General features: G+C 52.9%; 31 protein-coding genes, 2 tRNA genes and 3 pseudogenes. 16 read left to right on the forward strand and 20 right to left on the reverse strand.

Translation table 11 applies throughout. From position 1 onward, the window contains the following. Positions 1 to 258: 258 nt before the first annotated feature. From ACUHMQ_RS06690 to ACUHMQ_RS06720, 7 genes are all read right to left on the reverse strand, one after another. Complete coding sequence (locus ACUHMQ_RS06690; RefSeq protein WP_445294677.1) at positions 259 to 1,779, reverse strand: terminase large subunit domain-containing protein; 1,521 nt, start codon at positions 1,777 to 1,779, stop codon at positions 259 to 261. Then, positions 1,776 to 2,450 carry a hypothetical protein gene (locus ACUHMQ_RS06695; RefSeq protein ID WP_445294678.1) on the reverse strand — a complete coding sequence of 225 codons (675 nt, stop codon included), beginning with the start codon at positions 2,448 to 2,450 and terminating at the stop codon, positions 1,776 to 1,778. The genes ACUHMQ_RS06690 and ACUHMQ_RS06695 overlap by 4 nt, the downstream gene beginning before the upstream one ends. Then, positions 2,451 to 3,062: a hypothetical protein gene (locus tag ACUHMQ_RS06700; RefSeq protein WP_445294679.1), complete on the reverse strand. Its 612-nt coding sequence runs from the start codon at positions 3,060 to 3,062 to the stop codon at positions 2,451 to 2,453. It abuts the gene before it with no gap. Beyond that, a complete protein-coding gene (locus ACUHMQ_RS06705) occupies positions 3,062 to 3,577 on the reverse strand; it encodes a lysozyme (RefSeq protein ID WP_445294680.1) in 516 nt (171 codons plus the stop codon). Before ACUHMQ_RS06705 ends, ACUHMQ_RS06700 begins: the two co-directional genes overlap by 1 nt. Then, positions 3,574 to 3,786 carry a phage holin family protein gene (locus tag ACUHMQ_RS06710; protein WP_445294681.1) on the reverse strand — a complete coding sequence of 71 codons (213 nt, stop codon included), beginning with the start codon at positions 3,784 to 3,786 and terminating at the stop codon, positions 3,574 to 3,576. Before ACUHMQ_RS06710 ends, ACUHMQ_RS06705 begins: the two co-directional genes overlap by 4 nt. A 196-nt stretch (positions 3,787 to 3,982) precedes the next feature. Further along, positions 3,983 to 4,447: a hypothetical protein gene (locus ACUHMQ_RS06715; RefSeq protein ID WP_445294682.1), complete on the reverse strand. Its 465-nt coding sequence runs from the start codon at positions 4,445 to 4,447 to the stop codon at positions 3,983 to 3,985. Between the two features lie 43 nt (positions 4,448 to 4,490). Next, positions 4,491 to 4,949 carry a hypothetical protein gene (locus tag ACUHMQ_RS06720; protein ID WP_445294683.1) on the reverse strand — a complete coding sequence of 153 codons (459 nt, stop codon included), beginning with the start codon at positions 4,947 to 4,949 and terminating at the stop codon, positions 4,491 to 4,493. Between the two features lie 52 nt (positions 4,950 to 5,001). Here ACUHMQ_RS06720 and ACUHMQ_RS06725 point away from each other — a divergent pair, with 52 nt between their 5' ends. After that, positions 5,002 to 5,709, forward strand: coding sequence for an AbiV family abortive infection protein (locus ACUHMQ_RS06725; protein WP_445294684.1), 708 nt, complete (start codon positions 5,002 to 5,004; stop codon positions 5,707 to 5,709). 79 nt (positions 5,710 to 5,788) lie between these two features. On the opposite strand, the gene ACUHMQ_RS06730 is transcribed toward ACUHMQ_RS06725, so the two are convergent. The 7 genes from ACUHMQ_RS06730 to ACUHMQ_RS06760 are packed head-to-tail and all read right to left on the reverse strand — an operon-like array spanning position 5,789 to position 10,125. Further along, entirely contained in the window at positions 5,789 to 6,205 is a 417-nt protein-coding gene (locus ACUHMQ_RS06730; RefSeq protein WP_445294685.1) for a hypothetical protein, read from the reverse strand. Next, complete coding sequence (locus ACUHMQ_RS06735) at positions 6,202 to 6,615, reverse strand: hypothetical protein (protein WP_445294686.1); 414 nt, start codon at positions 6,613 to 6,615, stop codon at positions 6,202 to 6,204. The genes ACUHMQ_RS06730 and ACUHMQ_RS06735 overlap by 4 nt, the downstream gene beginning before the upstream one ends. Further along, positions 6,616 to 7,056 (reverse strand): recombination protein NinB, encoded by a 441-nt coding sequence (locus ACUHMQ_RS06740; RefSeq protein WP_445294687.1) that lies wholly within the window; start codon positions 7,054 to 7,056, stop codon positions 6,616 to 6,618. It lies immediately after the preceding gene. A 14-nt stretch (positions 7,057 to 7,070) separates the two neighbouring features. Further along, the gene (locus tag ACUHMQ_RS06745; RefSeq protein WP_445294688.1) at positions 7,071 to 8,495 is read right to left on the reverse strand and encodes a replicative DNA helicase; all 1,425 of its coding nucleotides are present in this window, start codon (positions 8,493 to 8,495) and stop codon (positions 7,071 to 7,073) included. Continuing rightward, positions 8,492 to 9,433, reverse strand: coding sequence for a replication protein (locus ACUHMQ_RS06750; RefSeq protein WP_445294689.1), 942 nt, complete (start codon positions 9,431 to 9,433; stop codon positions 8,492 to 8,494). The genes ACUHMQ_RS06745 and ACUHMQ_RS06750 overlap by 4 nt, the downstream gene beginning before the upstream one ends. Continuing rightward, positions 9,430 to 9,705: a hypothetical protein gene (locus ACUHMQ_RS06755; protein ID WP_445294690.1), complete on the reverse strand. Its 276-nt coding sequence runs from the start codon at positions 9,703 to 9,705 to the stop codon at positions 9,430 to 9,432. The genes ACUHMQ_RS06750 and ACUHMQ_RS06755 overlap by 4 nt, the downstream gene beginning before the upstream one ends. 42 nt (positions 9,706 to 9,747) lie before the next feature. Then, positions 9,748 to 10,125, reverse strand: coding sequence for a YlcI/YnfO family protein (locus ACUHMQ_RS06760; protein WP_445294691.1), 378 nt, complete (start codon positions 10,123 to 10,125; stop codon positions 9,748 to 9,750). A 377-nt stretch (positions 10,126 to 10,502) separates the two neighbouring features. Here ACUHMQ_RS06760 and ACUHMQ_RS06765 point away from each other — a divergent pair, with 377 nt between their 5' ends. The 11 genes and pseudogenes from ACUHMQ_RS06765 (at position 10,503) to ACUHMQ_RS06815 (ending at position 19,606) form a co-directional block, all read left to right on the forward strand. Then, positions 10,503 to 11,255, forward strand: coding sequence for a S24 family peptidase (locus ACUHMQ_RS06765; protein ID WP_445294692.1), 753 nt, complete (start codon positions 10,503 to 10,505; stop codon positions 11,253 to 11,255). 705 nt (positions 11,256 to 11,960) lie between these two features. Then, positions 11,961 to 12,335, forward strand: a complete 375-nt coding sequence (locus tag ACUHMQ_RS06770) for a Gp49 family protein (protein ID WP_445294693.1) — start codon at positions 11,961 to 11,963, stop codon at positions 12,333 to 12,335. A 331-nt stretch (positions 12,336 to 12,666) separates the two neighbouring features. Then, on the forward strand, positions 12,667 to 13,014 hold the full coding sequence (locus ACUHMQ_RS06775) for a hypothetical protein (protein ID WP_445294694.1): 348 nt from the start codon (positions 12,667 to 12,669) through the stop codon (positions 13,012 to 13,014). Between the two features lie 319 nt (positions 13,015 to 13,333). Further along, positions 13,334 to 14,002: a P-loop NTPase family protein gene (locus tag ACUHMQ_RS06780; protein WP_445294695.1), complete on the forward strand. Its 669-nt coding sequence runs from the start codon at positions 13,334 to 13,336 to the stop codon at positions 14,000 to 14,002. A 16-nt stretch (positions 14,003 to 14,018) separates the two neighbouring features. Continuing rightward, positions 14,019 to 14,675, forward strand: coding sequence for a hypothetical protein (locus ACUHMQ_RS06785; protein WP_445294696.1), 657 nt, complete (start codon positions 14,019 to 14,021; stop codon positions 14,673 to 14,675). A gap of 73 nt (positions 14,676 to 14,748) precedes the next feature. Next, positions 14,749 to 15,441 (forward strand): 3'-5' exonuclease family protein, encoded by a 693-nt coding sequence (locus ACUHMQ_RS06790; RefSeq protein ID WP_445294697.1) that lies wholly within the window; start codon positions 14,749 to 14,751, stop codon positions 15,439 to 15,441. A 28-nt stretch (positions 15,442 to 15,469) separates the two neighbouring features. Continuing rightward, positions 15,470 to 16,114, forward strand: a complete 645-nt coding sequence (locus ACUHMQ_RS06795; protein ID WP_445294698.1) for a DnaJ-like cysteine-rich domain-containing protein — start codon at positions 15,470 to 15,472, stop codon at positions 16,112 to 16,114. An 18-nt stretch (positions 16,115 to 16,132) separates the two neighbouring features. Further along, positions 16,133 to 16,672: a phiTE_072 family protein gene (locus tag ACUHMQ_RS06800; protein ID WP_445294699.1), complete on the forward strand. Its 540-nt coding sequence runs from the start codon at positions 16,133 to 16,135 to the stop codon at positions 16,670 to 16,672. A 95-nt stretch (positions 16,673 to 16,767) separates the two neighbouring features. Next, a complete protein-coding gene (locus ACUHMQ_RS06805) occupies positions 16,768 to 18,093 on the forward strand; it encodes a DNA cytosine methyltransferase (protein ID WP_445294700.1) in 1,326 nt (441 codons plus the stop codon). A gap of 308 nt (positions 18,094 to 18,401) precedes the next feature. Continuing rightward, positions 18,402 to 18,542 (forward strand): annotated as a pseudogene (locus tag ACUHMQ_RS06810) (helix-turn-helix domain-containing protein); the annotation flags it as partial. A gap of 59 nt (positions 18,543 to 18,601) precedes the next feature. After that, the gene (locus tag ACUHMQ_RS06815) at positions 18,602 to 19,606 is read left to right on the forward strand and encodes a tyrosine-type recombinase/integrase (RefSeq protein ID WP_445294701.1); all 1,005 of its coding nucleotides are present in this window, start codon (positions 18,602 to 18,604) and stop codon (positions 19,604 to 19,606) included. Between the two features lie 43 nt (positions 19,607 to 19,649). Here the strand turns inward: ACUHMQ_RS06815 and ACUHMQ_RS06820 are convergent. Continuing rightward, positions 19,650 to 19,722, reverse strand: a tRNA-Thr gene (locus ACUHMQ_RS06820). 132 nt (positions 19,723 to 19,854) lie between these two features. On the opposite strand from ACUHMQ_RS06820, the gene ACUHMQ_RS06825 reads away from it, so the two are divergent. Then, positions 19,855 to 19,951: transfer RNA gene (locus ACUHMQ_RS06825), tRNA-Ser, on the forward strand. A 131-nt stretch (positions 19,952 to 20,082) separates the two neighbouring features. On the opposite strand, the gene ACUHMQ_RS06830 is transcribed toward ACUHMQ_RS06825, so the two are convergent. Next, entirely contained in the window at positions 20,083 to 20,217 is a 135-nt protein-coding gene (locus tag ACUHMQ_RS06830; protein WP_445294702.1) for a tyrosine-type recombinase/integrase, read from the reverse strand. Between the two features lie 88 nt (positions 20,218 to 20,305). Next, positions 20,306 to 20,860: pseudogene (locus ACUHMQ_RS06835) on the reverse strand (transposase). A 105-nt stretch (positions 20,861 to 20,965) separates the two neighbouring features. Here ACUHMQ_RS06835 and ACUHMQ_RS06840 point away from each other — a divergent pair. Further along, positions 20,966 to 21,531 (forward strand): annotated as a pseudogene (locus tag ACUHMQ_RS06840) (IS5 family transposase). A 126-nt stretch (positions 21,532 to 21,657) separates the two neighbouring features. Here ACUHMQ_RS06840 and ung read toward each other — a convergent pair. Both ung and ACUHMQ_RS06850 read right to left on the reverse strand, forming a co-directional pair. Then, the gene (gene ung, locus ACUHMQ_RS06845; protein ID WP_445294703.1) at positions 21,658 to 22,335 is read right to left on the reverse strand and encodes a uracil-DNA glycosylase; all 678 of its coding nucleotides are present in this window, start codon (positions 22,333 to 22,335) and stop codon (positions 21,658 to 21,660) included. Further along, positions 22,322 to 22,849, reverse strand: a complete 528-nt coding sequence (locus ACUHMQ_RS06850) for a PilZ domain-containing protein (RefSeq protein WP_445294704.1) — start codon at positions 22,847 to 22,849, stop codon at positions 22,322 to 22,324. The genes ung and ACUHMQ_RS06850 overlap by 14 nt, the downstream gene beginning before the upstream one ends. Positions 22,850 to 23,188: 339 nt before the next feature. On the opposite strand from ACUHMQ_RS06850, the gene ACUHMQ_RS06855 reads away from it, so the two are divergent. Then, positions 23,189 to 23,959, forward strand: a complete 771-nt coding sequence (locus tag ACUHMQ_RS06855) for a phytanoyl-CoA dioxygenase family protein (protein WP_445294705.1) — start codon at positions 23,189 to 23,191, stop codon at positions 23,957 to 23,959. A 159-nt stretch (positions 23,960 to 24,118) separates the two neighbouring features. After that, the gene (locus tag ACUHMQ_RS06860) at positions 24,119 to 25,021 is read left to right on the forward strand and encodes a DMT family transporter (protein WP_445294706.1); all 903 of its coding nucleotides are present in this window, start codon (positions 24,119 to 24,121) and stop codon (positions 25,019 to 25,021) included. Positions 25,022 to 25,026: 5 nt separating this feature from the next. Here the strand turns inward: ACUHMQ_RS06860 and ACUHMQ_RS06865 are convergent, their stop codons facing one another. Next, entirely contained in the window at positions 25,027 to 25,812 is a 786-nt protein-coding gene (locus tag ACUHMQ_RS06865; RefSeq protein ID WP_445294707.1) for a TrmH family RNA methyltransferase, read from the reverse strand. Between the last annotated feature and the right edge of the window lie 20 nt (positions 25,813 to 25,832).

Genomic DNA, 25,832 nt, shown 5'->3' on the forward strand with positions numbered 1-25,832 from the left:
CTTTAGGAACGAAGCATACGTATCCGCTTTCGACACCTTTACCATCGAGCCTAGAATGGGCAGGTGAATAGACACAGGTGTCGCTACGGGATTCAGTATTGTTTGCCACCACCGGGGTACTTGTCGCACACGCTGACAGAGTTGCAATCAGGAAACAACAAGCAAGTGAGCACGCCAAGGTCAATAGTGAAAGCTTCTCTTGGGAAGGCACGAAATAGATCATTTTGACCTCCGATGTGCTCACTTATTTCTAGCACATCAGACCACTCTGTAGCTCTGTGAACTTCGCGCCTTGGGCCGATCCTTGCTGGTTTCGTGCGCGGGATTACCCAAGTGACCAAGCGCCACATACTGCAAAGCATCGTGCGGATGCGAAAACCTGTTCTTGTCGGGTGTCTCGGTGTAACGCTCCTCGCCTGGAACCAGCATCTTTCGGTACTGATATCCGCCGTTGAATCCCTTGATGAGCACCTTGCAGGACTTGTCGATCAAGAACGCAGGCTCGCCATCTACCAGACGTATCAGGAAGCTCTCCACCGCTCCAACACGCGCTATAGGTGCATTGGTTCTGGTGGGCTTCGTTTCCAGTCCTGCCTGTCGCAGCGCTTGAAAGCAGGTTCTCTCGTCAGTATCTGCCCTTGCTGAGCCAGCAGGATCACCCCAGCCTTTGATCTGCTTCCACTCAGGCGCATCCTCATCCCATTCAAACGTCCATTCGGGGTAAGACGCCCGGAGCTGAGGTATCACCACATCCTTAGCGAACTGCTGCACACCCATGCCCTCCGCAATGAACTCCTGCAAGACGCGGAACTGTCCACGTGGCGTAAGCTGGGTGACGATACAGGCTGGCGTGAGCCCAAAATCCCAGCCCAAGCGGATCGGTACTCCTGGCATTGCCCGTAATGGCTTCTCGCTGACATGCAGGCGGCTATTGAACTGCGGATAGACCGCCTTGCCGTCCATGATGCTGCCGTATTCCGCCCTGACGTAGACCTTGATCCAGTCTTCGCGCTTGCCCGCGCTCGTAAACGTGTAATACCCGGTACGCAGGTTCGAAATGTTCTCGGCATCGGGAGATAGGCCACTAGGTTGACGGAAGAATTCAAAAAGCGGTTGATCTGACGCAAGTACGCCCGCGACACGTAAAGATTCTACGGCCATCCTGGTACTTTCTGTCAGCTCCTCGTCCTTGCACTCTGCCAGTACCGCCCACCAATGCTCATCATCAGGTGGGTTGGTATCCATTACTACGCCGGTCCAGGTTGGCCAATGCTTCTTGGCAATATGCGCAGGCCGCGTCTTCTGCGAGGGAAAGCGGCCACAACGACCCGTCAGCGCATCCAGAATCGCCTTGGGCAGTTCTCTCGCCTCGTTGATCCAGCCCCCGGTCACTTCCAGCGAAAGCAGCTTCTTGACGTGGTCAGGCCGGTCCAGTGCGAGGAAGATCACTTCCATTTCCACGTCGTTGTTCAAGTAAATCATCTGCGTGATAGGCACATCCCAGCGCACCTTGCCGTAGACGTCCTCGGGAAACCATTCGAGCCAGGTCTTGATGGTGGTGCTCTTCAGTTCCGGGTAGGTGTTACGAATAATCACCCAGCGCGTGCGACGCCTGTCGTTGATGTCTGGCTCCTGCTCGCAGGCCCTACGCATGATTTCCATACAGCAGGTAACGGACTTACCCGAGCCAATCGGCCCCATCAGTCCACGTACAAACGCCTTGCTGTTCATAAACGCGCTGGCAACGGGTCCAGGTGGGTAGTAATGGATTTCGCTCATTCGTTCGGTTCTTCTAATTGCGCCGGAGCGGCAGGGTTGGCGGTGGCATGGATATGCATCATGGGGGTAGCCTTCTTCTTATCGTCGTCACCCTTATCCAAGCCGAATGCTTGGCGCTCAATCGTGACGAGGTTCTTTAGGGCAGTAGACAGGTCACGCACAGTAGCGGCGCGGGTAGGCAGGCTGACGGCCTTCATCATCTGATTGCGACGCAGATTGCCTGCATCGTTTTGGGTCTCGGTAACGATGGTGTCTTCTATCGCCTCTATGTCCTGGCTGGCGTCGTGAAGCTGATTCAGTAGCAAGCCACAAATACCTCGGGCGGCGTGGATGGATTGGCGATGGGCTTGCACCACGGCGATGCCAGTAGCAGCTGCGGCTTGGATGATTTCGCGGTCACGGGCTGGATTAGCTGGTTTGGGTGAACGTTGGTGCGCAGGTGCGCACTGCGTACCTTTCGCGTTGGTAGTGCGCACTTCTGTGCGTACCAGTCCTTCCTCAACAGCCTCACGTACCTTGTCTGCTAAAGCACGCTCCCATCCAAGCGCACCTGCCTTCTTGCGTACCATGGACTCCGATATGTCGTGCTTCCTGGCAATCACACGTACAGACAGCATCCCAGCTCGGTAATCAGCTTCAATGCTCTCCCAATCAACTCCCTTGCTTGCCATCTACCATGCCCATCCAATAGAAATACGTGGCTCTAGCTCTCCACTACGAGCAATCACGTCTAAGCGAGTGCGTACACGTTGAATGTCTCGGGCTATCCAGGCGCCAGCGTGTTTGGATGTCGGTGAATACGATAGGCCAGCACTCCATAGGTGGGGCTTGCTCTCTACCGCGTCGAGGATCAACGGAGCATCCGTAGCGTTCTCGATGTCAGCACCCAACGCAGATTGCACTACGCGCCTTCCTCTCTCTCCGTCATCTAGTAGGGAAGTTGTCAACGTGATGGGCTCACAGCTGCAGGTGGTCTCGCCGTACTGAGTGGTAGCTGCTACTGGGCGAGGATTAAGCTGGGTTGTGATGCGGCGTAGCTCTTTGCTACCGGATGGCAGCTTATGCGGGGCGGGTCCGGCCTCCTTCGCAGTCATGGCAGCACGAGCCGCTACCAGTGAGCCATCATCCTGACGGATAGCGGTAGCCGGGGCCGCCAATTCGGTTTGCGCATCTGCCGATACTTTTTGGGAAATTTCCCGAAAAGTCGGACAACCTACTAGCGTAAAGGCAGCCACCACGCCCATGCCCAACAGCATCGCCTTTGTGGAGTAGGTCAGCTTCATCAGGCAGCCCTCCCTTCACACACCGCACGCTCCTGGTTGCGTCGCTTAACGATGCCACTACAGCGGTTTGCAGGGTCACGGCAGTCCTTACCGGCAACATAGACAACCGTCTCAATGCCTTTGCAGGCTGCGGGGTAGTCTCCCTGCCTAGCTAACTCGGCAATGCGGTAACCACAGACAGAAGAAGCGCCCACGTTGTATGCGAGGCTGGTGAACGCAGCACGCGGTCCAGGCGGCAAACCAGGCATGCAGGCATCTACTTGCTGCAAAACCGTTTGCACCTCACCCACCAACATCTCGGCGCACTGCTCAGCTGAGTAGGTCCGTCCCATACGGATAGGGCTACCCGTCTGGCCAAAGCAGGCAGTAGGGATACCGTGGGGAAAGCTGGCTGTACGAACAAGTGGATCAGCGTAGGTGCGTCGTACCTCACCTTCGAATGGAGCAATCAGAAGCGCAGCAGTCAACACCATGCCCACTGCGCCGGCCCCGATAAAGCGGGCCTTGGTGCTCATTCGCTAACTCCCTCCCGTTGCGTTTTCTTGGCGACACGCCGCCAGCGGTAAAGGAGGAAAGCAAGCTGGAAAACTACGTAGAAGAAGGTAGCAATCGCTACCCATTCATTGAGGGTGAACCCAGCCAGTGTGTAGGCACCTACCGAAATCGGTGGGGCTGCCCTGGCAAGCTCTGTTGCTGCATCTCTCGCAAAGTCTTCTTGTGACATTTTTATCCCTTGTGCGGGGTTAGTTGGTGGCACAAGGGATAGTGGGGGTCGTTACCGGTGTTTCTACGCCTAATATTTAAGCAAACCAGTTCGTTCCTGGATTAATACGGCTTTGAGACAGTCACTGTAGTTAGTTATTCGAGTCTCCTGTGGATTCTTTTCACGTACACAGGGGTATAAGGTGCAGCCAGAATAGTTAACGGATAGTTCTACGTTGTACTACGGTCTCATTCAGTATTCGACGGTTGATTTTTTCTTTCCAAGCAGTCTGTGCAGGACTCAGTTTCCGCTTTCTTGCTGTCGTTCGAAGGAAGGCGGGTTCCTTGTCGTAAAGGAATCCTTTTTCTTCCGCATAGGCAATAAGGGCTAAGTTAGCATTCGCAGTAAGGTCAGCCTTGATGCGCTTCAGCCCATCAAATAGTTGCTCTGTATCAATTCCAATAAACCGATTCACACAAACATTACCCACGTAGGTTTGATGTCCGGTTAAGGTATTTCGGATGTAACAATGCTCTTTAATCTCCTGACCACAAGGACAAGAATCAAATTCCTCACTAATTTCAACAGATTGTAGAACCCATTCAGAACGCGCAGTTTCGAATGTCTGAGCTCTGGACAGTGGAAGAATGTGCTGCTGTAACCTCTCGAAATTATGGCTCATACGTTCCCTCTAGAAATCCTTGCAACGCGATGTGAGGACTGTGTCAGTTACTCAAACTACGACTAAGTGGGCGCGTATCACTGTATGTCCTAATAAATGCCGCTCCTGCGTCCTCTGAGATTCCAATTAAGATGGTTGCGCTACTGTCCCAGCAGACAATCTCGAAAAGCGCCCCCTCAAGCTGAGGTTTGACTTCTTCTCCACTCCAAAAATATGGGTTCCCGTCCGCGTTTGGAGCATGCTGTACTGAAGCACGAAACCCTTTGGGCACCGCACTAAATACGCCCCATATAAATTGAATGTCATGCTGCACAAGGAGTTGCTGAAGAATTTCTCCTTGTATCCATCGATCCTCTAGAGGAAATGCTTCCCTGGAGTAGTTCGTTTCAAGGTCGCTTAAGTGCCAGTCATACTCTGCAGCAGAGACTCCTAGCGCAGAGATAACAGATCGCATATCCGTAAAATAAGCTACCTGATCGGTGTTTTCTAAAATGAGATTCAATGTTTAAGTCCTATCAACGTAAATTACTCTTCATCAAGCAATGAGGCTGCAAATGAAATTATCTAAGCAGAATGAAGATCTCGTTCAAGTCCTTATCGAAGGTGCACAGCAGACATTTCGTAATGCAGAAGAGTTGTTTTCTGAAGCAACGCTCTTAGGTCGCCACGGTGCAACTGCACGTGCCTATTTTCTGCATCAGATATCGCTTGAAGAATGTGGAAAAGTTGAAATGATCGGCACTGGCGTCACACAGCTATTGATGGGCTTAGAGGTAGACATGCATAAATTGATGAATGCGTTTAAACGTCACAAGAGTAAGAACTACATGAATGCATATTTCCTGCCACGATCAGACAAAGAGAACATTGCTATCAAAAATAATGACATCCAGGCTGCATTATTGGCTTTCGAAGATTTACAGAAGAAATTTCACTTCCAATCTAACAACTTAAAGAACGATTCGTTGTATGTAGATTACAAACAAAAGTTCATTGCACCGAGTGACATCATCAATCCCGATGATCTGGACAGAATTTGCAAGTGCAACAGTGAGTTTATGGGGCTTACGCAAGTAAAGGTGGAAATGCTAAGACGTTGGAGCCACGACCTATCGTCTCCTATTGCTGATCTTAACGAGTTTCGTACATTGAGTGAATCTATCAATCCTAATACTGATAATCTAGATACTCACAGGGAGTCAGTCAAAGATGTGATTAGAAAGATGGCACAGTCTCGCATTAAATATCCTAAGTCTGAATAGGTGAACTTGCCCAATCTGAATATTTGATGCCTTGGGCACCACTCACTAAGCCTGTGCAATGTGCTCTTTGCTTCGGTAGTTATGTATTTGCATTTTTGGGATGAGTAGAAGCTACAGATTTGGTACGCCGATTACTTACTTTACGGCTTACAGCAACACGCCTACGAGCCATAGCCACCAATCCTTTCTCAATCGGTCCCGGCCACGAAGGAGTCGTAAGTACCTCTTTCCTTGCTGCTAGTTCCCTTCGCTTCACAGCCAACAAGGCACGATCTACATCCATCGAATAGATGTCCCGTCGGCAGAAGGTGAGTAGCTGTTCACCCGACTTAGCAGCCACGCCCTCCCGACGTAACCAGCGAATTGCCTTATACACGCGTGCCTTTTTGACGCCGAGACGTTCGGCGACATTGTTCATGGTGTCCTGTTTGTCCCATGCCAATATCAGTTGGCGCAGGAATCCACACCATGCCAAATCGTCTGCGGCGTTCATCATCCGTTAAAGGCTCCTAATCCTTGCTGTTGATGTACTTGTTTGGCGAGCTGAGCTACCACCATGGCCAGCAAGTCCAGTTCTGATGCCTTGGCAATCCGTAACAGCGAGCGGTCGCCATGAATACCCTGTGGGCCTTGGTGGCAACCGGAGTGGCACAAAGGGATAGCCAAGTAATCACTGGCTCTTTGCGCCACACCTTGCCCGTCGCGCACGTGGTGTACATCGGTCTTGCTGGACTGGGACATGCCAAGTAGTTCGCACAGTACGCACGGTTGGTTCGCAATCCAGTCTCGGTGCGAACTTGCGCAAACAGTCGTTCTACTTTGGTAGGCGCGTGTATTGCGTGAGGCGGGGAAATGACCTCCTTCCCCACGTCGCGGCACGATCTTGCTTGGGCGGTCGGTGCTCATTCAGTCCTCCCGCATCCAAGCTGGTGCAGTCCATTGCACGCCATGTTCGGTACCGAATGCCTGAATAAGCTCAATCATGTTCGCCATTTCGGCCACGCTCATTCGGCTGGTGCGAACACCCAGTACGACAAAGCCGCCATTGATGCCCGGTACCGCACGCTGATTGCGCAAACCAGCGCTGATAACTTCCTTCCACTCTTCAGCGGTCAGCTTCTGGCCATGCCAGACCACCTGCCTGCTTACATCAGAAAGGTGTGCCCACATACAGGCATTGGCCTGCACGCTGCGGGTATTCTTCTTAGGCTTCCAGGTGAGTTCACCGGACATACCTGCATCCAGCGCCGACGTTGCCGTATCCCATACACGGCGGAATGCTTTCTTTGCCCAATCACTGGCAGGTATCAGCTCCTGGGCTGTTTCGTGAATAGCGAATTGATTCATGGTGTCCTCTCCAATCACAGATCTGTCTCCTGCCAATACTGCTTGGCTGCACTGGTCATTTCTGGTGACCAATCCGGTGGGGTATCGGTAAATCGCGTGCATTCGGGTTGCCACCCAACACGTACCGTCCCGATTTCGCCGTCGCGGTGCTTGGCTACGATCAGTTCCGCTTCGTTGGGGTTGGCTTTCTCGTCGTAGTAGCCTTCGCGATGCACCAGAATGACCACGTCGGCGTCCTGCTCGATGGCGCCAGAATCTCTGAGGTCAGTGAGTGTCGGCCTGCGAGAGGAGCCAGCTTTGGCACTGTCACGATTCAGCTGTGCCAGGAGCACCACTGGGATTCCCAGCTCCATTGCCAGCTCTTTCAAGCCAGCCGACACCCTGCCCAGCGCAACAGCACGGTTATCGCCTTTCACAGGGATTAAATGCAGGTGGTCGATAACCAACAAAGACATACCGCGCTTACGCTTCTGCTTTCTGGCGTTGGCTGCAATGCGCTCCACTGTCTGGCCAGACCTGTCTTCAATCCAGATGGGCGCATCTGAGAGCTTCGTCGAGGCAAATGCGTAGGCGCTGTAATCGGTCTCCTGCATGTTGCCGGTCTTCATTCGGGTAAGGCAGACACCGCTAACGCCTGCAATAGCCCGCTTACACAGCTTGGCGGCTTGCATCTCAAGGCTGTTGTATTGGGCTGAGTTACCGTCCAGGCCATTCTTAAGGGCTATTCCTAGACCCAAGGCAGACTTGCCCATGGAAGGTCGACCACCAATGACAATGAGGTCACCCGGCTTGAGTCCATCCAGCATTGAATCCAGACCTGCAAGGCCAGTGGGTAGACCACCCAAGGCGTCGCCACGGTCCAGTCGATCCATCATCTCCTTGGTCGCAGTCTGCACAGCATCCGCCATCGATACCGGTTCATACTCTGTCGCAGCATCGTCGGTAACACCCGACAGCAGGCGAATGGCTTCTGCTTGGCGTTCTGCCAATGTCCGGCCGCTGCGCTCCACGGCAAGGTCCGAGATTTCAGCGGCAGCGGCAAGGAGGCTCCGCTCCAACGCATGCTCCGTGACGATTTCTGCGTATCGCCGGATATTCGCTGCGCTGGGTACGTTCTGCGCCAAGTGGCACAGATAAGCCATTCCTCCAGCTGCGTTCAACTCAGAATGCGACTCCAGGTCACTCATCACCGAGACCGCATCAGCAGGCTGGTTGGAGGCCACCAAGCGGGCTATCGAGTTGAAAGCCAGTCGGTGCGCTTCATGGTGGAAGTGCTCGGCACGCAGGTCCGGGATGTCGTGCAGGCGTTCCGGTTGGAGCATCAACCCACCAATCACGCTCTGCTCGCTCTCGACATTGCTTGGCGGCAAGTAGCCATCCAGGGCACGTTTGGCCATGGGGTTCCGCAGTACCGCAGGGTTTGCCAAGGGGGCGTTCATGCGTTCACCCCGTTGCGGTAATTGCCTTCGACGACCTTCACGAAGTTGGTCTGCTTCAGCAGCCAGTCAAAGCTGCACTGGCCCCAAGCACCGCTCTTGCCCGACAGGAAGTCACTTTCTCCCACGGCGGTGAAGAACCGGGTCCACCACGCCATACCGGCCTCCACATCGCCAATGCCATAGCGTCCTAGTTCCTTGCCAGCTTGCACCCAGCGATGGCGAAGCGCCTGCTTGCGGCTATCGGTCAGCAGCTTGACCCGTGGCAGGGTTGGGCAGGCAGCGTGGTAAGCCTCCACCAGACGGGCTGGGTCTAGCTGCACCTTGGCAGCCATGCCCCTTACCGGCTCAGCAGCCAGAGTCACCGACGGTTCGACAGCCTGGGTGGTGGCAACCGGGTCAGCATCGACCGTGACCTTCCCTTTGACTTTCCCGGCGATGGGCTCGTCAGCCGTGGCTGACACTTCCGAACGAAGTGAGGAAGGAATACTTGTGTTTTGAGGTTGTTTATTGTGTGTGGCGTTTTGCCACGGTTGAGCGTGGCATTTCGCCACGTTCGTGGTGCTCTCCGTGGTGTTTTGCCACGCCCCTAAATCCCACATTTCCGGTGAGTTTAGCGATACCAAATAGCCATGTTTTCCCTTGCTGGCAGACACAATCTTGGCAGTAATCAGCGCTTGAAGTGCTCTACTGGCATCAGAACGATTAATACCTGCCACCGCAGCCAGCGTTGTAATGGTGCAGTCATCCTGCTGTTTGCCGTAGCCATAGGTTTTACGGGCGATAGCAAGCGCCACCTTGAGCTGGCGAGCAGGAATATCAGCAACCAGTAGCGCATCAAACAGCGCATTGGGTATAGCCATAAAACTCTCCGTCACGAGATAAGGCGCAGGCTGTGTAGTGCGCTCGGACGAATGAACCAGACGCAAGGCGGTACTCATGCTTGCCTCCCTGTCTGCATACGCTGACGCTGCATAGGAGAGCGTTCAGCCAGCTCTGTGCTGAACAGGTATTGCTGCCTACGCGCTTCCCTGTAGTCCCCTGCCTTGAATGCTTCACACATCGCCAGCTTGTAGCGCTCAATGCGCCGTTCACGTCGCCAGTCGTTGATACGCTGGAAAAAATGATCGAGTTGCTTCATACTGCGTCCCACCTCCAAAGTTGTGCCCAATCCCGCTAGGCGCTCGTAACGCCGATTTGGCGGGATTTTCATTTGTGTCCTGTATTGGCCCTGATTCGGGCCGGATATGTGCCTTCAGTTGCGTTCCGTCATGCGTTGTAATGCGGGTATCCCTTTCCCGTGCCCAAACACATGCGCATTCAGCACCTGTTTTTCGTACTCGTCTTTGCTCAATCCGGCTGTGAAGGCCAGTGCCACCAGCGCATCATTGAGTTCGCCGTCCTCGCGTGGCGAGCTAACACCCAATGCAGTACGCAAGCGGTTGGCAGAGCCATAGATATGGTCGATCAAGAGGTCACGCAGGTATTCGCTGCGCTTCTTTCCCTGCTTTATCGCCAGGGATTCGAGTTCGTTGTCTATGGTTTCTGGCAGCCAAGCTTTAACAGGGGTGTCGCACTTCTCACCGTTTCGCGATAGCAACAGTTCTTCGTCCTGATAGTCATCAGATTGCATAGATGTCTCCTATTGGTTTCCCACGTGCTAGTAATGGGATGTTGTTGAAACGGCGCAGCCTAAGGTTTGTCTAGAAGTAGGTCGTCGTAATCAACACTTCCGCCCGTGGCATCGCGAATCGCTCGCGCCATGGGTAGCGAAGGTGTCTTGCGTCCCTTCGCTACGTGTCGGATGTATGCAGGGGTTGTGTTAGCAGCCGCCGCAACTAACTTAGCTCGCCCACGCTCAGCAGTTAGATAGTCAAATAGTCTCATAGGCTATTAATATACCTTAGAGGTGATCATTGGTGAAGCAGGAAAGTAGCTTTTTGGCTTGTTTACCCTTCAGGTACTTAATGTTCGAATTACGCCCTCTGTTAACGGTCGAATGACGCCCCCATGGATATCTACGCAATTCGCCTAAACAACATGCGACTCTTGGTCCAACGTGCTGGTGGGCGCCCAGCGTTTGCCAAGAAAATCAACATGAATTACACGCAGTTAAATCAATACATCGGGAAGAATCCCACGAAGAACATCGGGGACCAGGCAGCCAGAAATACCGAGGAGAAGATGGGCTTACCCCACGGCTGGATGGATACTCTTCAATCAGATACAGAACTACCACCACTGCCGCATGAAGCTGGTAATATCGTCACAAAGCCGCGCCCAGTCAGCCTTTACGACGAAGGCGATGAGCTTGATGAAGATGAAATAGAGGTAGTAGCTTTGCGTTTAAAGATGTCGGCAGGGAATGGAGTGATTCAGTGGGAATCAGATGACGAAGGTAAGCGTCATCGCTACAGCAAGCGATGGGCAGCTTCACTAAACATCCGACACCCTGAAAAGCTCACCACCGTGGTAGTTGAAGGCGACAGTATGGAGCCAAGAATCCCAAGCGGTGCCAGCATCACGATCTACACACACATCACAACGATCCGCTCAGGACAAGTATTCGCCCTTGATTATCTGGGGGAGTTCTTTGTAAAGCGTCTGTTCAAGGAGCCAAACGGTGTCCGGATGGTTAGCGACAGCCCAGACAAGGTGAAGTATCCAGACAGCTTTATTCCAGCAGAACATGCAGATTCGCTCCGCATTCTTGGTGCAGTTGTAGACGTGAAATATCGTCCAATTGATGGGCCATGGTGGTAACAGCCATTTAGCCCTTTCCTACAAACCCGCCACTGGCGGGTTTTTTTACGCCCGCAAGTCTCAGCTCAACCACTTAGTCATGCAAGACGAGCTGTACATCCCCACAAAAATTCATCCTCCTAGCTCGCTCCCCCGATAGCTGCATTCGCAATATTTCTCTCTATCAGCACCCCGAATCCTCCAGTAGATACTCATTGAGTAACTAACCGCCACAACGCGTCTTCCAAAAAGATACCTATGAAGTATTGACCAAAAAGATATCTCACAGGTATATTTCATCCCATCGACGTACCACACAGCGTTAATGAACTACCCCTCGAAGCCGTAGCGCTTAACTGCGTACCACCTCAAACGGCAGGCGTACTGATCACGAAGACAGATGGGGAAGGTGGGAAAGCTGTACCAGGCCAAGCGCCGACTGATCTTTAACAACACATGATGGAAATAACGCCACGGTCCTGAACCGATGCGATGCAAGACCAGTAGCGCCCGAGCGGGCTGGCTTGCAGATGGGCATCACGCCCTTTGCGCAGATGAGGGGATAGACATGTGGGGAGCGCCGGTACCGGGCGCAGATACGGTAACGCGTTACCCAGCCACCGTAAGGCTGAGGGTGCCGCCCTTCACACGATAAGGGCACATGTAAGCCTTCTGTTTCTAGGCCAGAACGCTTACCTGTTCTCAATCAATAACTAAGGTATGCAAATGAATACTGCACCAGATAGCAACTACCAAAACCAAGCCAACCAAGGCTGCAAACCCAAGCAAGCCAATGGACCGCGCATCACAGACAGGGATGTCAACGCTGCGATCATTGGTGAGGACTATCACCACTTTCCTGACTCCACTTTAACCGTCTGCATGTTGCGCTTACGTAATGGCTTCACGGTTCTTGGTCAGTCCGCCTGTGTTAGCCGGGATAACTTTGACCCTGAATTAGGTCGAGAGATTGCCCGTCGTAACGCATGCGAAGAGGTTTGGAAAGTATTGGGTTACGGCTTATGCGAACAGATTCATCAAACAGAAATTAAGAAATCGCGGGTGAGGCAAAGCCTCGCACTTTACCTCGCAGTCTTGTAGAGATGCCCTTATCTCTACGGCAAAGAGCATAGGCGCTGGGGCTTCGTAGCCCATTACGACAGCGGTCCAGGGATTGCATACCTGCGAGTGCAAGCCGATACGCACGGTGACAGCCTGGAGAGACAGGCACACTCAGGAGAGAGCGTGGGCAAGCAAAACTATAGCGGCCACTAGCAAGCAGTTCTGAATCCCAATCGGAGCTAGTAAGAAAACGGGCGCGGCTCGCTCTCTTTCCTGAGTGTCTTTTCATCGTCCTCCCAGCCCGAGCTATCGGGCATTCAACGCCGCCCCAGCGAATAACTGGGTGCGGCGATTTTTTTCGGGAATACCAATGCGCACCTTGTACGACCTTGCTTGCATCTTGAACGACATCTCCGACGATCTTGCCGCCAGTAACGACCATGCAGCTTTGATTCAACGTGCAAGGGAGCAAGAGAAGTCGGCCGAAGCACTACGACAGCTGATTTATGGCGCAGGACCGTTCAACTACTGCCTGCTCAACGAAGGCCAACAGAGAGCGGAACTGGCCACCGTGAACGGTCACGCAAGGTCACTGCGTCAGAAAGCAGGCGAGTTATTCCGAAGCAGGCTTTCACCAGAAGTCTTGAGCAACGCCAATACGTTAGTGCCCGACTACAAGCCACATCTGGCTGGCGGACGAACCTACTACGGCGACTGACATGCAGCGACGTTGCAAACCACAGAACAATCAAACGGGAGTGAAGCTTGACCACACAGACTATGAATTGGGGACTGCATACAGCCCCGACGCTACCGAACCCACCAGCAAGGAAGTGTTTATCTTGGTCATTGCCTTTGCAGGACTCTTCTTCCTGTGCTGCTCCCTTATCGAATGGATACAGCGCTGATCCTTTCTATCGACCAGACATCCCGGAGCAGCCCATTACTGATAAGGCGGCATATGCCCGTGAATACGCTGAACAAGAAGCCCTGAGCGGAGGGAAAAGCTCGCCGCTCGAATATCTGGAGTACCTACCTTGAGTGTCACCACCATCGTTATTGGCGAGTCTGGTACCGGGAAATCCGCATCCATGCGGAACTTTGATCCCAACAATACCTTACTCATTCAATCCGTCAAAAAGCCGCTTCCATTCCGTACAGGAAACTGGCGTCGCATTGAGCGAGACTTACCAGCAGGCGGCAACATCTTCGTCTGTGACCAGAGCGACCGCATTATCAAGTTCATGCAACGCACAAGCCGCAAGATCATTGTGCTCGATGACTTCCAATACATCCTTGCCAATGAGTTTATGCGGCGTAGTGCCGAGACGGGTTTCCAGAAGTTCAGTGATATAGGCAGGCACGCTTGGGACATTCTCACTGCTGCTGCAAACCTGCCTGATGATGTTCGCGTCTACATCTTGGCACATAGCCAATCTGATGAATTCGGTAACACCAAACTCAAGACCATCGGCAAATTATTGGACGAGAAAATTACCGTCGAAGGCATGGTGTCTATCGTGCTGCGCACCATGGTGCGTGATGGTCACTACCAGTTCACGACACGCAATAGCGGCAGTGACACCGTAAAAACCCCCATGGGCCTATTCGAAGACGAAGTAATCGATAACTGCTTGGCGAGCGTCGATGAAGCTATCTGCAAATACTATGGAATGGAAGTCCATTCTCTCAAGGCTGCTGCCTAACCAAAAGGAATCCAATATGTTCAGAAGCTACGAAATTGACGTCCAGGCAGCACGAAAAGCCGACGAGAAATCATCACGTATCAGCAGTACCGGAAATTACATTGGTACCTTCAAACATGCCATTGCGCGTACATCACAGATTAAGGGAACGGAAGGTGTAGAACTCCACTTCGAGACGGCTGATAAGCAGGAAGCCAGGTTCACCTTGTGGACTTTCAAAGGAACAGGCGAACCACTTTCTGGCTTTAATACGCTGCAGGCCATTCTTACTTGTTTGCAGATACGTAATATCAACGCCGTACCCTCGCGTGCAGAACTCTATGACCGTAATACAGGTGGCAAGAGTATGCAGAATGTCCACCAATACACCGACTTGATTGGTAAACCGATTGGACTGCTGCTTCAACTAGCGCCAGAAGAATATGTGAAGCAAGGCACCGTGGCGATTGCGAACAAGATTGAGATATTTGGCGTCTATCAAGCCAACACCAGCCTCGTTGCCTCGGAAATCCTCAGTAAGTCCAGCAAGCCGGACAAGTTAGCAAAGATGATTGCCGCTTTGAAGGATCGTCCATTGAGGAAGCTACCTGCCCAGGTCAATGTCGCGGCGAATGACTACGAATCCGTCAATTCCGGCAATTTCTCTGACTTTGAAGACGATATTCCCTTCTAGAAATACCAGTATCAAAGACCGAATTCCGTCCAAACTCTGCCCCGCCACGTGCGGGGCTTTTACTGAGTACGCCATGAATACCCCAAATCTATTCCTAGATATTGAAACCCTTCCCACTGAAAACCCGGAAATCATTGCGGAGATTGCAGCCAATATCACTGCTCCAGGGAACTACACCAAAGCGGAATCCATTGCTCAATGGGAAGCTGAAAAGAAACCTGCATTAGTAGAAGAAGCCATTCGCAAGACAGCACTTGATCCCTGGTTTGGGCGAATTCTATGTATCGGGGTAGCACGTGAAGACGAAGACCCTTGGGTCATTTCCGGTAAGAACGAATACCAGGTATTGCTCTGTTTCCTAACCAATCTTGAATTATTGTTTAAGGCCGGTGCACCTAGGGTAATTGGCCACAACATTGCCGGGTTTGACCTTAGATATATTTGGGTACGCTGCATTATCAATGGACTCCGCCCACCTAAATGGTGGCCTGTCGATGCAAAACCTTGGGAAAGTCAGCGCGTATTCGACACCATGGTGCAGGCTGCTGGAATAGGTGGCCGAGTATCTATGGACAAGCTCTGTAAAGCACTTGGCATTGAATCACCCAAAGGTGAACTAGATGGCAGCAAGGTATATGACTTCTACAAAGCGGGACGAGCCCTAGAGATCTATCACTACTGCAACCGTGATGTGACGGCACTTCGCGAAGTGTATCGGCGGCTTGCATTTATCGAACAGTCAACCCCCAAGCTACTTGCAGCTTGAACCCAAACAGCCTCGTGAAGGAAACACCATGAGCAATCAAGCTGAAAGTACAGTCAGCAAGCTGGATTTGCGGCAGTTCTGCTGCACTCGCCGCGACAATCTGAAAACACCTTTCTACGATGAAGCGCATTGCTATGCCTCCAACGGTCATATCGCCATTCAGCACAACGATCCAGTACAGCCTGGTGCTCGCCCTTACCAAGAAGCCGGAAACATGCGCCAGCGGCTGCTGAATTACCTTGGGGATAGTGGCTATTCGCTGGCTGAAGCCATCAAGCCGCTGCCCGAAGCTAAGCCATGCTCAGCCTGTGACGGTATAGGCAAAGCCCAAAAATGCAATGACTGTGAGGGTGAAGGTAGCTTCTGGCATGGAGCCCACGAGTATTCCTGCCAGGAATGCGATGGAATGGGACAGGCAGTCTCATTACTGTCTGAAGGGGAACATACCTGCAATATCTGCAATGGCAGCGGTAACCAGACCGAGTACCACATCCCCGTCAAGGTCGGTCATCAGCAAATCGCCTTGCACTATCTGCGCATAATTGCCGCGTTACCAGACGCTAAGTTGCACCTTAAGCCAGGAGGTGCTGAAACGGCTGCCAGCCAAGATCAAGCGCCAATCTTGTTCACCTATACAGGCGGCCGAGGCGTGGTGATGCCGCTTCGCACATAGTAGAGGAATTGAAACACCATGCAGATTGAGCAATCGACAGTCACAAAGCTGCGCATAGTCGGTGCCCAGGTAGATGCAGGCTGGAAGCTAGACCCGATCACTGTCTACATAGAAAACTTCCAGCCTGGGCAGGGAAAAATCACCATTGAATGCTTCGGCGATGCTTGGTCGAACTACTGGGGAGCAATGGGGGGAGATCGAAACCTCGAACAATTCTTCATTGGTTGTGATTCCGACTATTTGGCCCGCAAGCTCAAGCTCGGTATTCAGAGCACAATTAACGATGAGGATGGACTGAGCGCTCATGTACAGGCAGAGGTGCTGCGCCAGCGGCGTGCCGGCGAGATAACCAAGGATGATGCCAGAGAGATGTATGACGAAGCTGAATATTTGGAATATCACACGCTCGACCACGATCTGATGAAACGCGTGTTCGGGTATGAGTGGTGGTACGCGTTTCCGAAGAAACCCAATCCCAACTATGAATATTTGTGCCGAGTGATTGAGGCAGTAAAAGCTGGGTTACGACAAACGTTACCGGCAATTCCTTCCAAATAAAGCCCCGCCTAGTGCGGGGTTAATTTTCGACTATCGCCTGGAAATAGCTGCCATACCTGCCTACGTGGTGTGAAGTGTTCTACCTGAATACCTAGATGAGATACCTGAGTCTATTCAGCGGCATTGAAGCCGCTACAGCTGCTTGGCATGAACTGGGTTGGCAACCCGTCGCCTTTTCTGAAATCGACCCCTTCGCCTGCGCTGTACTTAAACATCACTACCCCCACGTACCTAACTGGGGAGATATAACCAAACATAGTGACTGGCCACATGAACCTGTTGACCTCATTGTGGGAGGAAGCCCCTGCCAAGCCTTCAGTATCGCCGGATTCCGAAAAGGACTGGATGATCCGCGTGGCAACCTCACACTCACCTATCTTGCCGTTGTTAGCCAATACCGCCCCACATGGGTGGTGTGGGAGAACGTCCCCGGTATTCTGTCCATTGACGGAGGGCGGACATTTGGCACCTTCCTCCGGGGCTTGGGCAAACTCGGGTATGGGTTCGCCTACCGGGTTCTTGACGCTCAATACTTTGGAGTACCACAGCGGCGCCGTCGCGTCTTCGTTGTCGGATATCTTGGAGACTGGCGTCGTGCCGCAGCGGTACTTTTTGAGCGGCACAGCCTGTCGGGGCATCCTCCGCCGAGCCGAGCGACGAGGGAAAGACCTGCCTCCACCGCTGAAGAAGGCGCTGGAAGCAGCGGCATAAGCACACAACATCACGAACTACTCAATACCGCTTACGGATGCAATAGAACGTCAGGGAGCATCGACGTAGCAGGGAGCGTGCTTGCCAAAGGCAGCCGTCTGGACTTCGAAAGTGAAACCTTTATCGCATTTGACTGCAAAGCAAGTGGGCGCAACGGTTTCGGAGTAGGAGAGCTTGCCCCTACGTTGCGCAGCATGAGCGGAGCTACCTCCAGTAAAAATGGTGGTGGACATGCAGCTGTAGCCGTAAGCCTTCGCGGAAGAGCCGGAGGCTCAACTGCTGAATTGTCCGGTGAAGTTGCTACGGCATTAAGGACGGGCCAGGGCGGGGCAGACAAGTCATATGTGATGGCTGCCTACACTACCAGCAATCAGGCTGGCAAAGTCTACGCAGAGTATTCAACTGCGCTGGACAGAAGCAACCCTCCTCCTGCGTTGCACACTGAATCCCAAGTACGCCGCTTATCGCCAGTTGAATGTGAGCGTTTGCAAGGTTTTCCGGATGACTACACACGGATTCCCAAGCGGCTCTACAAGTCATGCCACATCACACCCAGCAGGCCCAAAGACATGTGGGACAAAGCTAATGACGGCTGGATGCTCATGTCAGCTGATGGGGCGCGATACAAAGCGTTAGGTAACAGCATGGCCAGACCAGTAATGCATTGGATCGGCAAAAGGATTGTTTTGGCTATGAAACTCGACAAATAACCTGAACAAATAAAGGAAACAGCAGATTGAATATTTATGAGGAGGCTTGGTGGTATGACCTACCGCAAAAACCCAACCCGCGGTACCAATACCTTGGCCGGATCGTTGATGCGGTAAAAGAAGGAGTTAAATTAGATCTTGGATCAGATATGTTGAAGGCGACTTCATTACTTACCTGAATTTTCGCTTTGAACTACGGTCGAACGTGCCTTTCCAAAAAACCTCACCCGAGCCCCAACAGCCGGGTGATTTTTTTGCTGGGTTTGCACCGATGCTTCCATAGCAAGAAGCCCACTCTAGGAGCCATAGTGCAGACCTACACAATCAAGGAGGCGGCAGCATTGCTGCACTGTCATCCCGAAACGCTTAGACAACGGACAAAACAAGGATTGGCGCCCGGTCGAAAAATCGGACGCGGCTATGTGTATCTCGAACAGGACTTACTTTCTTATGCTAGAGGCGAATACAATCCGACCACGCGGCAAGCGTTGGTAGAAAAGGAAACTCTATGCCTATCTACCTGCAAGACAACTCAACCGTTTGGTACGTTGACATCCGCAAGCCAAACGGCAAGAGAATTAGACGTTCTACTGGCACGACCCTCAAAGCCCAGGCGCAGGAATACCACGACCGCTTGAAGGCTGAACTGTGGAGAAGCAATAAACTCGGTGACAAGCAACCTCGATCATTCGATGAGGCTGCACTTAAATGGCTAACAGAAAAGGAGCACAAGCGTTCGCTGGATGATGACAAACAGATGATCCAATGGTGGCGCACCAAGCTAACAATGCCATTGCATGAAATTAGGGGCAGCCAAGCACTAGACATGGTTCTTGAGCTTGAGGTGAGTAATGGACGAAGAAACAAGTATTTGGCTCTTCTTCGAGCCATGTTGCGTAGGGCAGAGATCGTTTGGGAATGGATAGATAAGGCCCCAGCTTTTACTCTATTGCCAGTATCCAAGAGACGTATCCGATCGCTGACAAAGGAAAAGGCTAAAGTTCTGATAAATGAGCTGCCAGCTCATCAGCGAATGGTCGTGTTGTTTGCTTTAGCTACCGGCTTGAGACAGGGAAATGTTCTAGGAATGACTTGGGATCGCATTGACCTTGAACGTAAAGTTGCGTTGGTGGAGTTTGATGACTTCAAAAATGGCAACGACCACTGTATTCCGTTGAATGAAACGGCACTTGCTGTACTCGAACAATGTAAGGGTAAGCATAGTGAGTTCATTTTCACCTTTCGCGGTAAGCCAATTGGACAAGCTAATACTAAGGCATGGCGAAAAGCTTTGAAGCGGGCTGGGATTCAGTCATTCAGATGGCATGACCTACGCCATGTTGCCGCATCATGGATGGTACAAAGCGGAACACCTCTTTTTGCAGTCCAAGAGTTTTTTGGATGGGAGTCAGCGTCGATGGTAAGGCGCTACGCTCACTTGGCTCCCGAGCACTTGGCGGTCCATGCTGGAACCCTGGATTCTATGCTTGGACATAGTTTAGCCATAGCCTAAAAAAAACCCGCTATAAAAGCGGGCTAAGTCATTGAATTCTCGGTGCCGGAGATAGGAGTCGAACCTACGACCTTCGCATTACGAATGCGCTGCTCTACCAACTGAGCTACACCGGCTTTCCAGTACTGTTGCAGTACGAGCCCCACAATCTATGACTTACCAGTTCATAAGGTAGCGGAGAGGCGCGAATTATACTGAGTCACTTTGTAAACATCAATGTGGAAACCGCATTGGGCAAGCATTTGAAGGGCTGAGTGAGTGGTTCAGCGCAGCAATCGGAACCATGTTTTTATGAATTGCGCATTCGTAATGCGAAGGTCGTAGGTTCGACTCCTATCTCCGGCACCGAGAATTCAAAGACTTAGCCCGCTTTTATAGCGGGTATTTTTTAGGGTATGGCCAAACTATGTCCAAGCATGGACCGCCAGGTGCTCTGGAGCTAAGTGAGCGTAGCGCCTTACCATCGACTCGGATTCTCATCCAAAAAACTCTTGGACGGCAAAAAGAGGGGTGCCGCTTTGTACCATCCATGATGCAGCGACATGGCGTAGGTCATGCCAATGGGAAGACTTAATCCCGCACCTTTGTGACACATTCCGCCATGCCTTCATATCGGCTGCTTTAGTTACTTGCCACGATAGATAAAGACGAACTCCTTAATTTACGATGTACTTTCTCGGTACAGCTAAAGCAGACTCTTCAAAGTCTCCATAGCGGAAGTGCCAGAACATCCAACTGAATGCATTGCAATGCTGGTGTCGAGCTTGCGTTCACAGTTCTTCCACAATCGGCGACACTTCTCCAACCACACAAAAGAGCGCTTCACTATCCAACGCTTTGGCATCACCGCAAACCGATGCAGCTCACTATGCTTGGCTATTTGCACTGTCGCCCCCACACAAGCTTGCACACCCTGAACAAACGGCCGACCCGTGTAACCACTATCTGCCAGCACACTCAGCAGTCGACTCAAGTCACCTGACTACCTTTTAATGATCCCAATGTACTGTTTCGATCAATGACCTCTGCTGTCGTTACTGCTATCACTTGCGGCAAACCCAGAGTATCGGGACTGTACGCCATTTTGGAAACTCGCTGGGCAACATCCACCACTGGTAGGCGCTTTTGAGGAGATAGAGGACGGCGCAAAATACGTCATATAGGCCGACTCGGCGAGAGCTGGCTTTCTTACAGGTACTGGCGGATAGCTTCAAATTGTTCGCGACTGACATTGCTGGAGTAGGGGGTTCTCATTAGGTAAGCCTCACCGGTTTGATGCTAGATAAAAAGACTTTGAACAGGTTCTTAGAGCCTGTCTAAAGTCTTCCCAAATCCAAGGAGATGCTTGATCCTTGCCGGATGAGAACTCCTTACCCCAGCGATATCAGCCGCGAACAGTTCGAACACATCCGCCCACTGTTAGAAAACGCCCGGAAAAAGACCAGCCCTCGCCGAAGATCGTGGACGCGCAGAGCGTGAAGAACGCTGATAGCGCGGGTCACAAGGGTTACGACGCAGGCAAGAAGGTGTCGGGTATCAAGCGTCACATCGCAGTGGATACCCAGGGTCTACCCCATGCCATAGCGGTGACCACGGCTGAAGTGACGGACCGTAAGGGGATACTGCAGGCGATGACGCAGTGGCGTGACAGTCTGAAGCAGGTGCACAGTGTCTTGGCAGATAGCGGTTATGTGGGGAAGCCGTTTGCAGCGGCAGTCAATGAATTGATGGGTGCGACGGTACAGATTGCCAAGCGTAGCGAGTTGCACATGTTCGCGGTGATGCCGCAACGCTGGGCGGTAGAGCGTAGCTTTGCGTGGTTGGAGAAGTGTCGGCGATTGTGGAAGAACTGCGAACGTGCACTCAACACGAGCTTACAGTTCCTCCATTTGGCTTTTCTCTCGATACTGCTCAAAAGACTTTAGACAGGTTCTTAGAGCGAGACAAGGTGGAAATGCCCGAGGAAGCGGAGTTTACATAGGGTAAATGAGCATTCCGAGGGCGTTTTCAACGCCGTATCGCTGACGTGCAGCAGACTTTGACAGGTACTTCTAGGTGAATGCCCAATTAATGGGCTCCCTACCCTGCCCCTGCAGATAACGGTTTGCCGCCGAGAAATGGCCATTGCCAAGAAAACCCCGATAAGCCGACAACGGCGATGGATGAGCGGATGTCAAAACCAGATGCCGCTCCTGATCAATCAATGCAGCCTTGGCTTCGGCATAGCTCCCCCAAAGCAGGAAAACCAAGCCATCACGCTCTTTGGAGAGCTTGGCGATCAGCGCATCGGTAAAACGCTCCCAGCCACGTTTGCGATGGGAACCCGCCGCATCTGCCTGGACAGTCAATACACTGTTAAGCAACAGAACACCCTGCTCTGCCCACCGCGTCAGGTTGCCATGTGAAGGCGGCGTATGGCCAAGATCGCGCGCAATCTCCTTGAAGATATTGCGCAGGGAAGGCGGTGGAGCAACGCCAAATGGAACGGAGAAACTAAGACCGTGCGCCTGCCCGACACCGTGGTAGGGGTCCTGCCCCAGAATCACCACCTTGACGTCTTCCGGTTCTACTGCGGCCAAAGCGGCATATCGGTCTGCCTGGGCGGGATACAGCTGCTTGCCCAATGCTTCTTCCTGGGCGAGGAAATCATGGAGATCACGCCAGTAAGGTTGAGTCGTCTCACCGGCCAACCAATTGGCCCAGCTTGAGGGAATTTCATTCATCGTCATGCGCATGCTTACGTTCAAAGATTTCGCGCCGATGGCGCCGGAAAATGGTTTTATCCAACCAGTCTTGCAATTCCAAGTCCCCCAGCTCAAACCTTGCCTGCACCAACCAGCTGCCATCGTCCTTTTGCTGTACGTCGGTCAAGCTGGCTGGCAACAACAAAGGTTGGGGAATACGGGGAGATAGATACAGGGCCAACGTGCCATGTTGGCCACTGGACAGCTTGCCGGGACTTGTCCAGCTGGCTCCTTCGCCGCTGAGCTCAACCGGACAGACGTCGGGGAGTAACCCATCACGAAGCAATAGCTGGCCCAATAACATCATGCAAAGGTCCACCCTTGCCTCAAGCCCCTGCCAACGCAGGGTCTCGACGGAGTCATCCTCATTGTAATTGGGTGGTGCCGCCTCGAGTAGGGCCAATACCCGCAACAGCAATATGCCGTCACTCCCCGCCTGTGGCTCATCCGAATACCATGCCAACGGCAGGTCGGCATGTATTTTGATATGTGTCGGCATAACGGCAGACTCCAGTTCAACAACACTCAATGCAGCAACCATCTTTCCAATACGGCGCTATCAACTATTCCAGAGCCTGACGCCTCAACCGCGATCAGGACTCATCTTGGATAACATCACCCTACCCCTCCTGCAGCAATTCTCACGCCAGTACTGAGCGCCCCCTCTTACGGAGGCTTTCGAACAACGTATAAGCCCTAAGCACGGCGGCACAGTAAGATCGCAAACTAATTCCAGCAATCATTTGCGCCAACGCAATGACCTTGACAACCCGCCAAGGGTAGAATGCCATCCGTACTACCGTTCGGTACCCACACCTTTTACCTGCCAAATCCCCTTATGTCTCTCGCCTTGTTTACTCCCGAGGAAGTCGCTTCATTTCAGCAACATGGTTTCTATGTCGCCCGCGGTCTAGCGGATACCGAGCTCTGCCAACGTATTCTGGCAGCCGGGAAAACACAACTGGCCCAGGCGCTGGAACCAATTGAATACGAGGCAGACACAAACTACCCCGGTGCCCCAGCCTCGCGCGACGCGGCTGGTGGACGCACCGCTCGACGCCTGCTGCAGGTCTTTCAGCGCGACGCTGCTTTCCGTGAGTGGGCGCTCAACGCATCGTTGGCTGGGCGGCTGAAACAATTGCTGGGCGGGGAACAGGTTGCTCTCTCACAGCCCCACCACAACAGCCTGATGACCAAACAGCCTGCATTTTCCAGCGTCACACACTGGCACCGTGATATCCGCTACTGGAACTTCGCCAGCAATAATCTGGTTTCCGTCTGGCTCGCACTGGGCAAGGAACGCCGCGAAAACGGCTGTTTGGGCTTCCTACCCGGTACGCACAAGATGGAGCTGGATGCGAGCCGATTTGAGAACCGCGCCTTTCTCCGTCCCGATCTGCCAGAAAACGCAGCACTGATCGAAACCGCCGTATTCCCGGATCTGGAACCAGGCGATGTCGTCTTCTTCCATGCCATGACGTTTCATGCCGCGGGCTGGAACCGCAGTGACCAGACCAAGTATTCGTTGGTGTTCAGCTATCACTTGCAGGACAATCTGCCGCAACCGGGGTCCCGCAGCGCTTCGTTGCCATCCATCGCTTTAGCTTAAGGACCAGCTCACAGCTCAATAGCAGTGACTCACTGGACAGCACCCTGACTGTCACGCCCAAAGCACCAGCACAGTCGACTGATTAAGCGGACAGGCGTGTCTACCTGTCAGTGGGACTTCGGTCTACTGTGCAAGTTGCCGCACACTGAGGTCACCGCCATGTCCAATACCCTGCTTTATGTTATCGCCACCCTGATCTGGGGTTCAACCTGGCTTGCAATCACGTTTCAATATGGAGACGTGCCGGCCAGTGCTTCGGTAGCCTATCGTTTCCTGCTGGCCGGCATCCTGATGCTTGCCTGGTGTAAGCTGAGGCAACACCGTTTGCGGCTCACTGCGCAGGAATGGCGTGGGGTGGCGCTGCAAGGGGTATTGATGTTCGGTATCAGCTACATGCTGGTCTACGAAGCTGAACAGCACATAGCCTCGGGGTTGATGGCCGTATTGAACTCCATCATGGTGGTATTCAATCTGATTGGGATGCGGCTGGCCTTTGGCAAGACTATCGATGCCAAGTCCATGCTGGGTGCAGGTCTTGGCATTGTCGGCATTGGGCTGGTCTTCTGGCCGGAGCTCAATAATGTCGGCGGTGACCACGCCTGGCTAGGTGTGGCCTGTGGCCTCGGCGCAGCGCTTGTTGCGTCGGTCGGAAATATCGTTGCCCAACACAACCGCAATATCGGCACGCCGCTATTGCCAACCATTGGTTATGGCATGGTGCTTGGCGGCAGTCTGGCCCTGCTCTTCACCGTATTGTCCGGTCAAAACATTGTGTTTGATACCCGTCCCGAATACTTGGCTTCTCTGCTCTACCTGGCGTTGTTCGGTTCTGTTCTGGCCTTCGCTGCTTACCTGACGTTGATGGGGCGGATAGGTGCCGCAAAATCCGGCTATGTTGCCGTCGCCGTACCGATCGTTGCGCTGCTGCTGTCTGGTTGGTTTGAAGGCTTTGTCTGGCACATCTATACCGTGCTGGGTATTACCTGCGCCGTAGCGGGCAATATCATCATGCTGGCCGATACCAGCAGCTGGCGACGCAAGCTGGGGCTTGGAACCTGTTAAGCATCCTACTGCGCAGCAATAATCGATAGCTGACGCACCCGCTCATACAGACAAATCGCAGCGGCCGCGCCCACGTTGAGTGATTCCAACCCTGGCTGCATGGGGATACGCAAGCGTAAGGTAGCCAATTCCAATACTGCCGGGCTGACACCCATCCCCTCGCTTCCCATCACCAGGGCTACACTACCCATCAGTTGCGCCTCATAAAGTGAAACACTGCCGCTGAGCGCCGTCACCGCCCGCTGGCCATCGAATACCGACAGTAGCGTAGGTAAATCCGCCCTTTCTATTATTGGCAGCAGGAAATGTGCGCCCATGCCTGCCCGTAAAACCTTGGGTGAATAGACATCGGCACAGGCTGGGCTGAGCCACACCTGCTGTACACCTGCCGCAGCAGCTGTCCGCAGTATCGAACCCACATTGCCCGGGTCCTGCACGCCATCCAAGGCCAGTACCCAACCAGACTGCACAGCGCTTGGCGCTGCCGGGCACGGCCAGATAGCCAGGATGCCGCTGCTCGACTCCAACTCGCTCAACTCGGCAAAAAGGCTGTCCGCCGCCACGCTCTGCGGAGCTGTTGTCCGTTGCAACAGCTGGGTAATTTCTGGCTTACCTACCGCATGTTCCGCCACCATAATGCGCTGCAAAGTGTGGCCAGCATCCAGCGCCGCTGCGATCAGGTGTGGACCATCCAACAGACTCAACCCACTCTTTAACCGTTCACGTCGGTTGGCAGCTAACTTGGTGCAGTGCTTGACCAAGGGGTTCTGGCGGGACTGTATGACTTCCATCTTGAAACGTTTGACCTTGA

This window comes from Chitinimonas violaceus (assembly GCF_052601015.1).

Excerpts from the sequence above, each read along its gene's own strand:
- ACUHMQ_RS06690 (WP_445294677.1), bottom strand. The coding sequence starts at position 1,779 with ATGAGCGAAATCCATTACTACCCACCTGGACCCGTTGCCAGCGCGTTT.
- ACUHMQ_RS06695 (WP_445294678.1), bottom strand. The coding sequence starts at position 2,450 with ATGGCAAGCAAGGGAGTTGATTGGGAGAGCATTGAAGCTGATTACCGA.
- ACUHMQ_RS06700 (WP_445294679.1), bottom strand. The coding sequence starts at position 3,062 with ATGAAGCTGACCTACTCCACAAAGGCGATGCTGTTGGGCATGGGCGTG.
- ACUHMQ_RS06705 (WP_445294680.1), bottom strand. The coding sequence starts at position 3,577 with ATGAGCACCAAGGCCCGCTTTATCGGGGCCGGCGCAGTGGGCATGGTG.
- ACUHMQ_RS06710 (WP_445294681.1), bottom strand. The coding sequence starts at position 3,786 with ATGTCACAAGAAGACTTTGCGAGAGATGCAGCAACAGAGCTTGCCAGG.
- ACUHMQ_RS06715 (WP_445294682.1), bottom strand. The coding sequence starts at position 4,447 with ATGAGCCATAATTTCGAGAGGTTACAGCAGCACATTCTTCCACTGTCC.
- ACUHMQ_RS06725 (WP_445294684.1), top strand. The coding sequence starts at position 5,002 with ATGAAATTATCTAAGCAGAATGAAGATCTCGTTCAAGTCCTTATCGAA.
- ACUHMQ_RS06730 (WP_445294685.1), bottom strand. The coding sequence starts at position 6,205 with ATGATGAACGCCGCAGACGATTTGGCATGGTGTGGATTCCTGCGCCAA.
- ACUHMQ_RS06735 (WP_445294686.1), bottom strand. The coding sequence starts at position 6,615 with ATGAGCACCGACCGCCCAAGCAAGATCGTGCCGCGACGTGGGGAAGGA.
- ACUHMQ_RS06740 (WP_445294687.1), bottom strand. The coding sequence starts at position 7,056 with ATGAATCAATTCGCTATTCACGAAACAGCCCAGGAGCTGATACCTGCC.
- ACUHMQ_RS06745 (WP_445294688.1), bottom strand. The coding sequence starts at position 8,495 with ATGAACGCCCCCTTGGCAAACCCTGCGGTACTGCGGAACCCCATGGCC.
- ACUHMQ_RS06750 (WP_445294689.1), bottom strand. The coding sequence starts at position 9,433 with ATGAGTACCGCCTTGCGTCTGGTTCATTCGTCCGAGCGCACTACACAG.
- ACUHMQ_RS06755 (WP_445294690.1), bottom strand. The coding sequence starts at position 9,705 with ATGAAAATCCCGCCAAATCGGCGTTACGAGCGCCTAGCGGGATTGGGC.
- ACUHMQ_RS06760 (WP_445294691.1), bottom strand. The coding sequence starts at position 10,125 with ATGCAATCTGATGACTATCAGGACGAAGAACTGTTGCTATCGCGAAAC.
- ACUHMQ_RS06765 (WP_445294692.1), top strand. The coding sequence starts at position 10,503 with ATGGATATCTACGCAATTCGCCTAAACAACATGCGACTCTTGGTCCAA.
- ACUHMQ_RS06770 (WP_445294693.1), top strand. The coding sequence starts at position 11,961 with ATGAATACTGCACCAGATAGCAACTACCAAAACCAAGCCAACCAAGGC.
- ACUHMQ_RS06775 (WP_445294694.1), top strand. The coding sequence starts at position 12,667 with ATGCGCACCTTGTACGACCTTGCTTGCATCTTGAACGACATCTCCGAC.
- ACUHMQ_RS06785 (WP_445294696.1), top strand. The coding sequence starts at position 14,019 with ATGTTCAGAAGCTACGAAATTGACGTCCAGGCAGCACGAAAAGCCGAC.
- ACUHMQ_RS06790 (WP_445294697.1), top strand. The coding sequence starts at position 14,749 with ATGAATACCCCAAATCTATTCCTAGATATTGAAACCCTTCCCACTGAA.
- ACUHMQ_RS06795 (WP_445294698.1), top strand. The coding sequence starts at position 15,470 with ATGAGCAATCAAGCTGAAAGTACAGTCAGCAAGCTGGATTTGCGGCAG.
- ACUHMQ_RS06800 (WP_445294699.1), top strand. The coding sequence starts at position 16,133 with ATGCAGATTGAGCAATCGACAGTCACAAAGCTGCGCATAGTCGGTGCC.
- ACUHMQ_RS06805 (WP_445294700.1), top strand. The coding sequence starts at position 16,768 with ATGAGATACCTGAGTCTATTCAGCGGCATTGAAGCCGCTACAGCTGCT.
- ACUHMQ_RS06815 (WP_445294701.1), top strand. The coding sequence starts at position 18,602 with ATGCCTATCTACCTGCAAGACAACTCAACCGTTTGGTACGTTGACATC.
- ACUHMQ_RS06830 (WP_445294702.1), bottom strand. The coding sequence starts at position 20,217 with ATGAAGGCATGGCGGAATGTGTCACAAAGGTGCGGGATTAAGTCTTCC.
- ung (WP_445294703.1), bottom strand. The coding sequence starts at position 22,335 with ATGACGATGAATGAAATTCCCTCAAGCTGGGCCAATTGGTTGGCCGGT.
- ACUHMQ_RS06850 (WP_445294704.1), bottom strand. The coding sequence starts at position 22,849 with ATGCCGACACATATCAAAATACATGCCGACCTGCCGTTGGCATGGTAT.
- ACUHMQ_RS06855 (WP_445294705.1), top strand. The coding sequence starts at position 23,189 with ATGTCTCTCGCCTTGTTTACTCCCGAGGAAGTCGCTTCATTTCAGCAA.
- ACUHMQ_RS06860 (WP_445294706.1), top strand. The coding sequence starts at position 24,119 with ATGTCCAATACCCTGCTTTATGTTATCGCCACCCTGATCTGGGGTTCA.
- ACUHMQ_RS06865 (WP_445294707.1), bottom strand. The coding sequence starts at position 25,812 with ATGGAAGTCATACAGTCCCGCCAGAACCCCTTGGTCAAGCACTGCACC.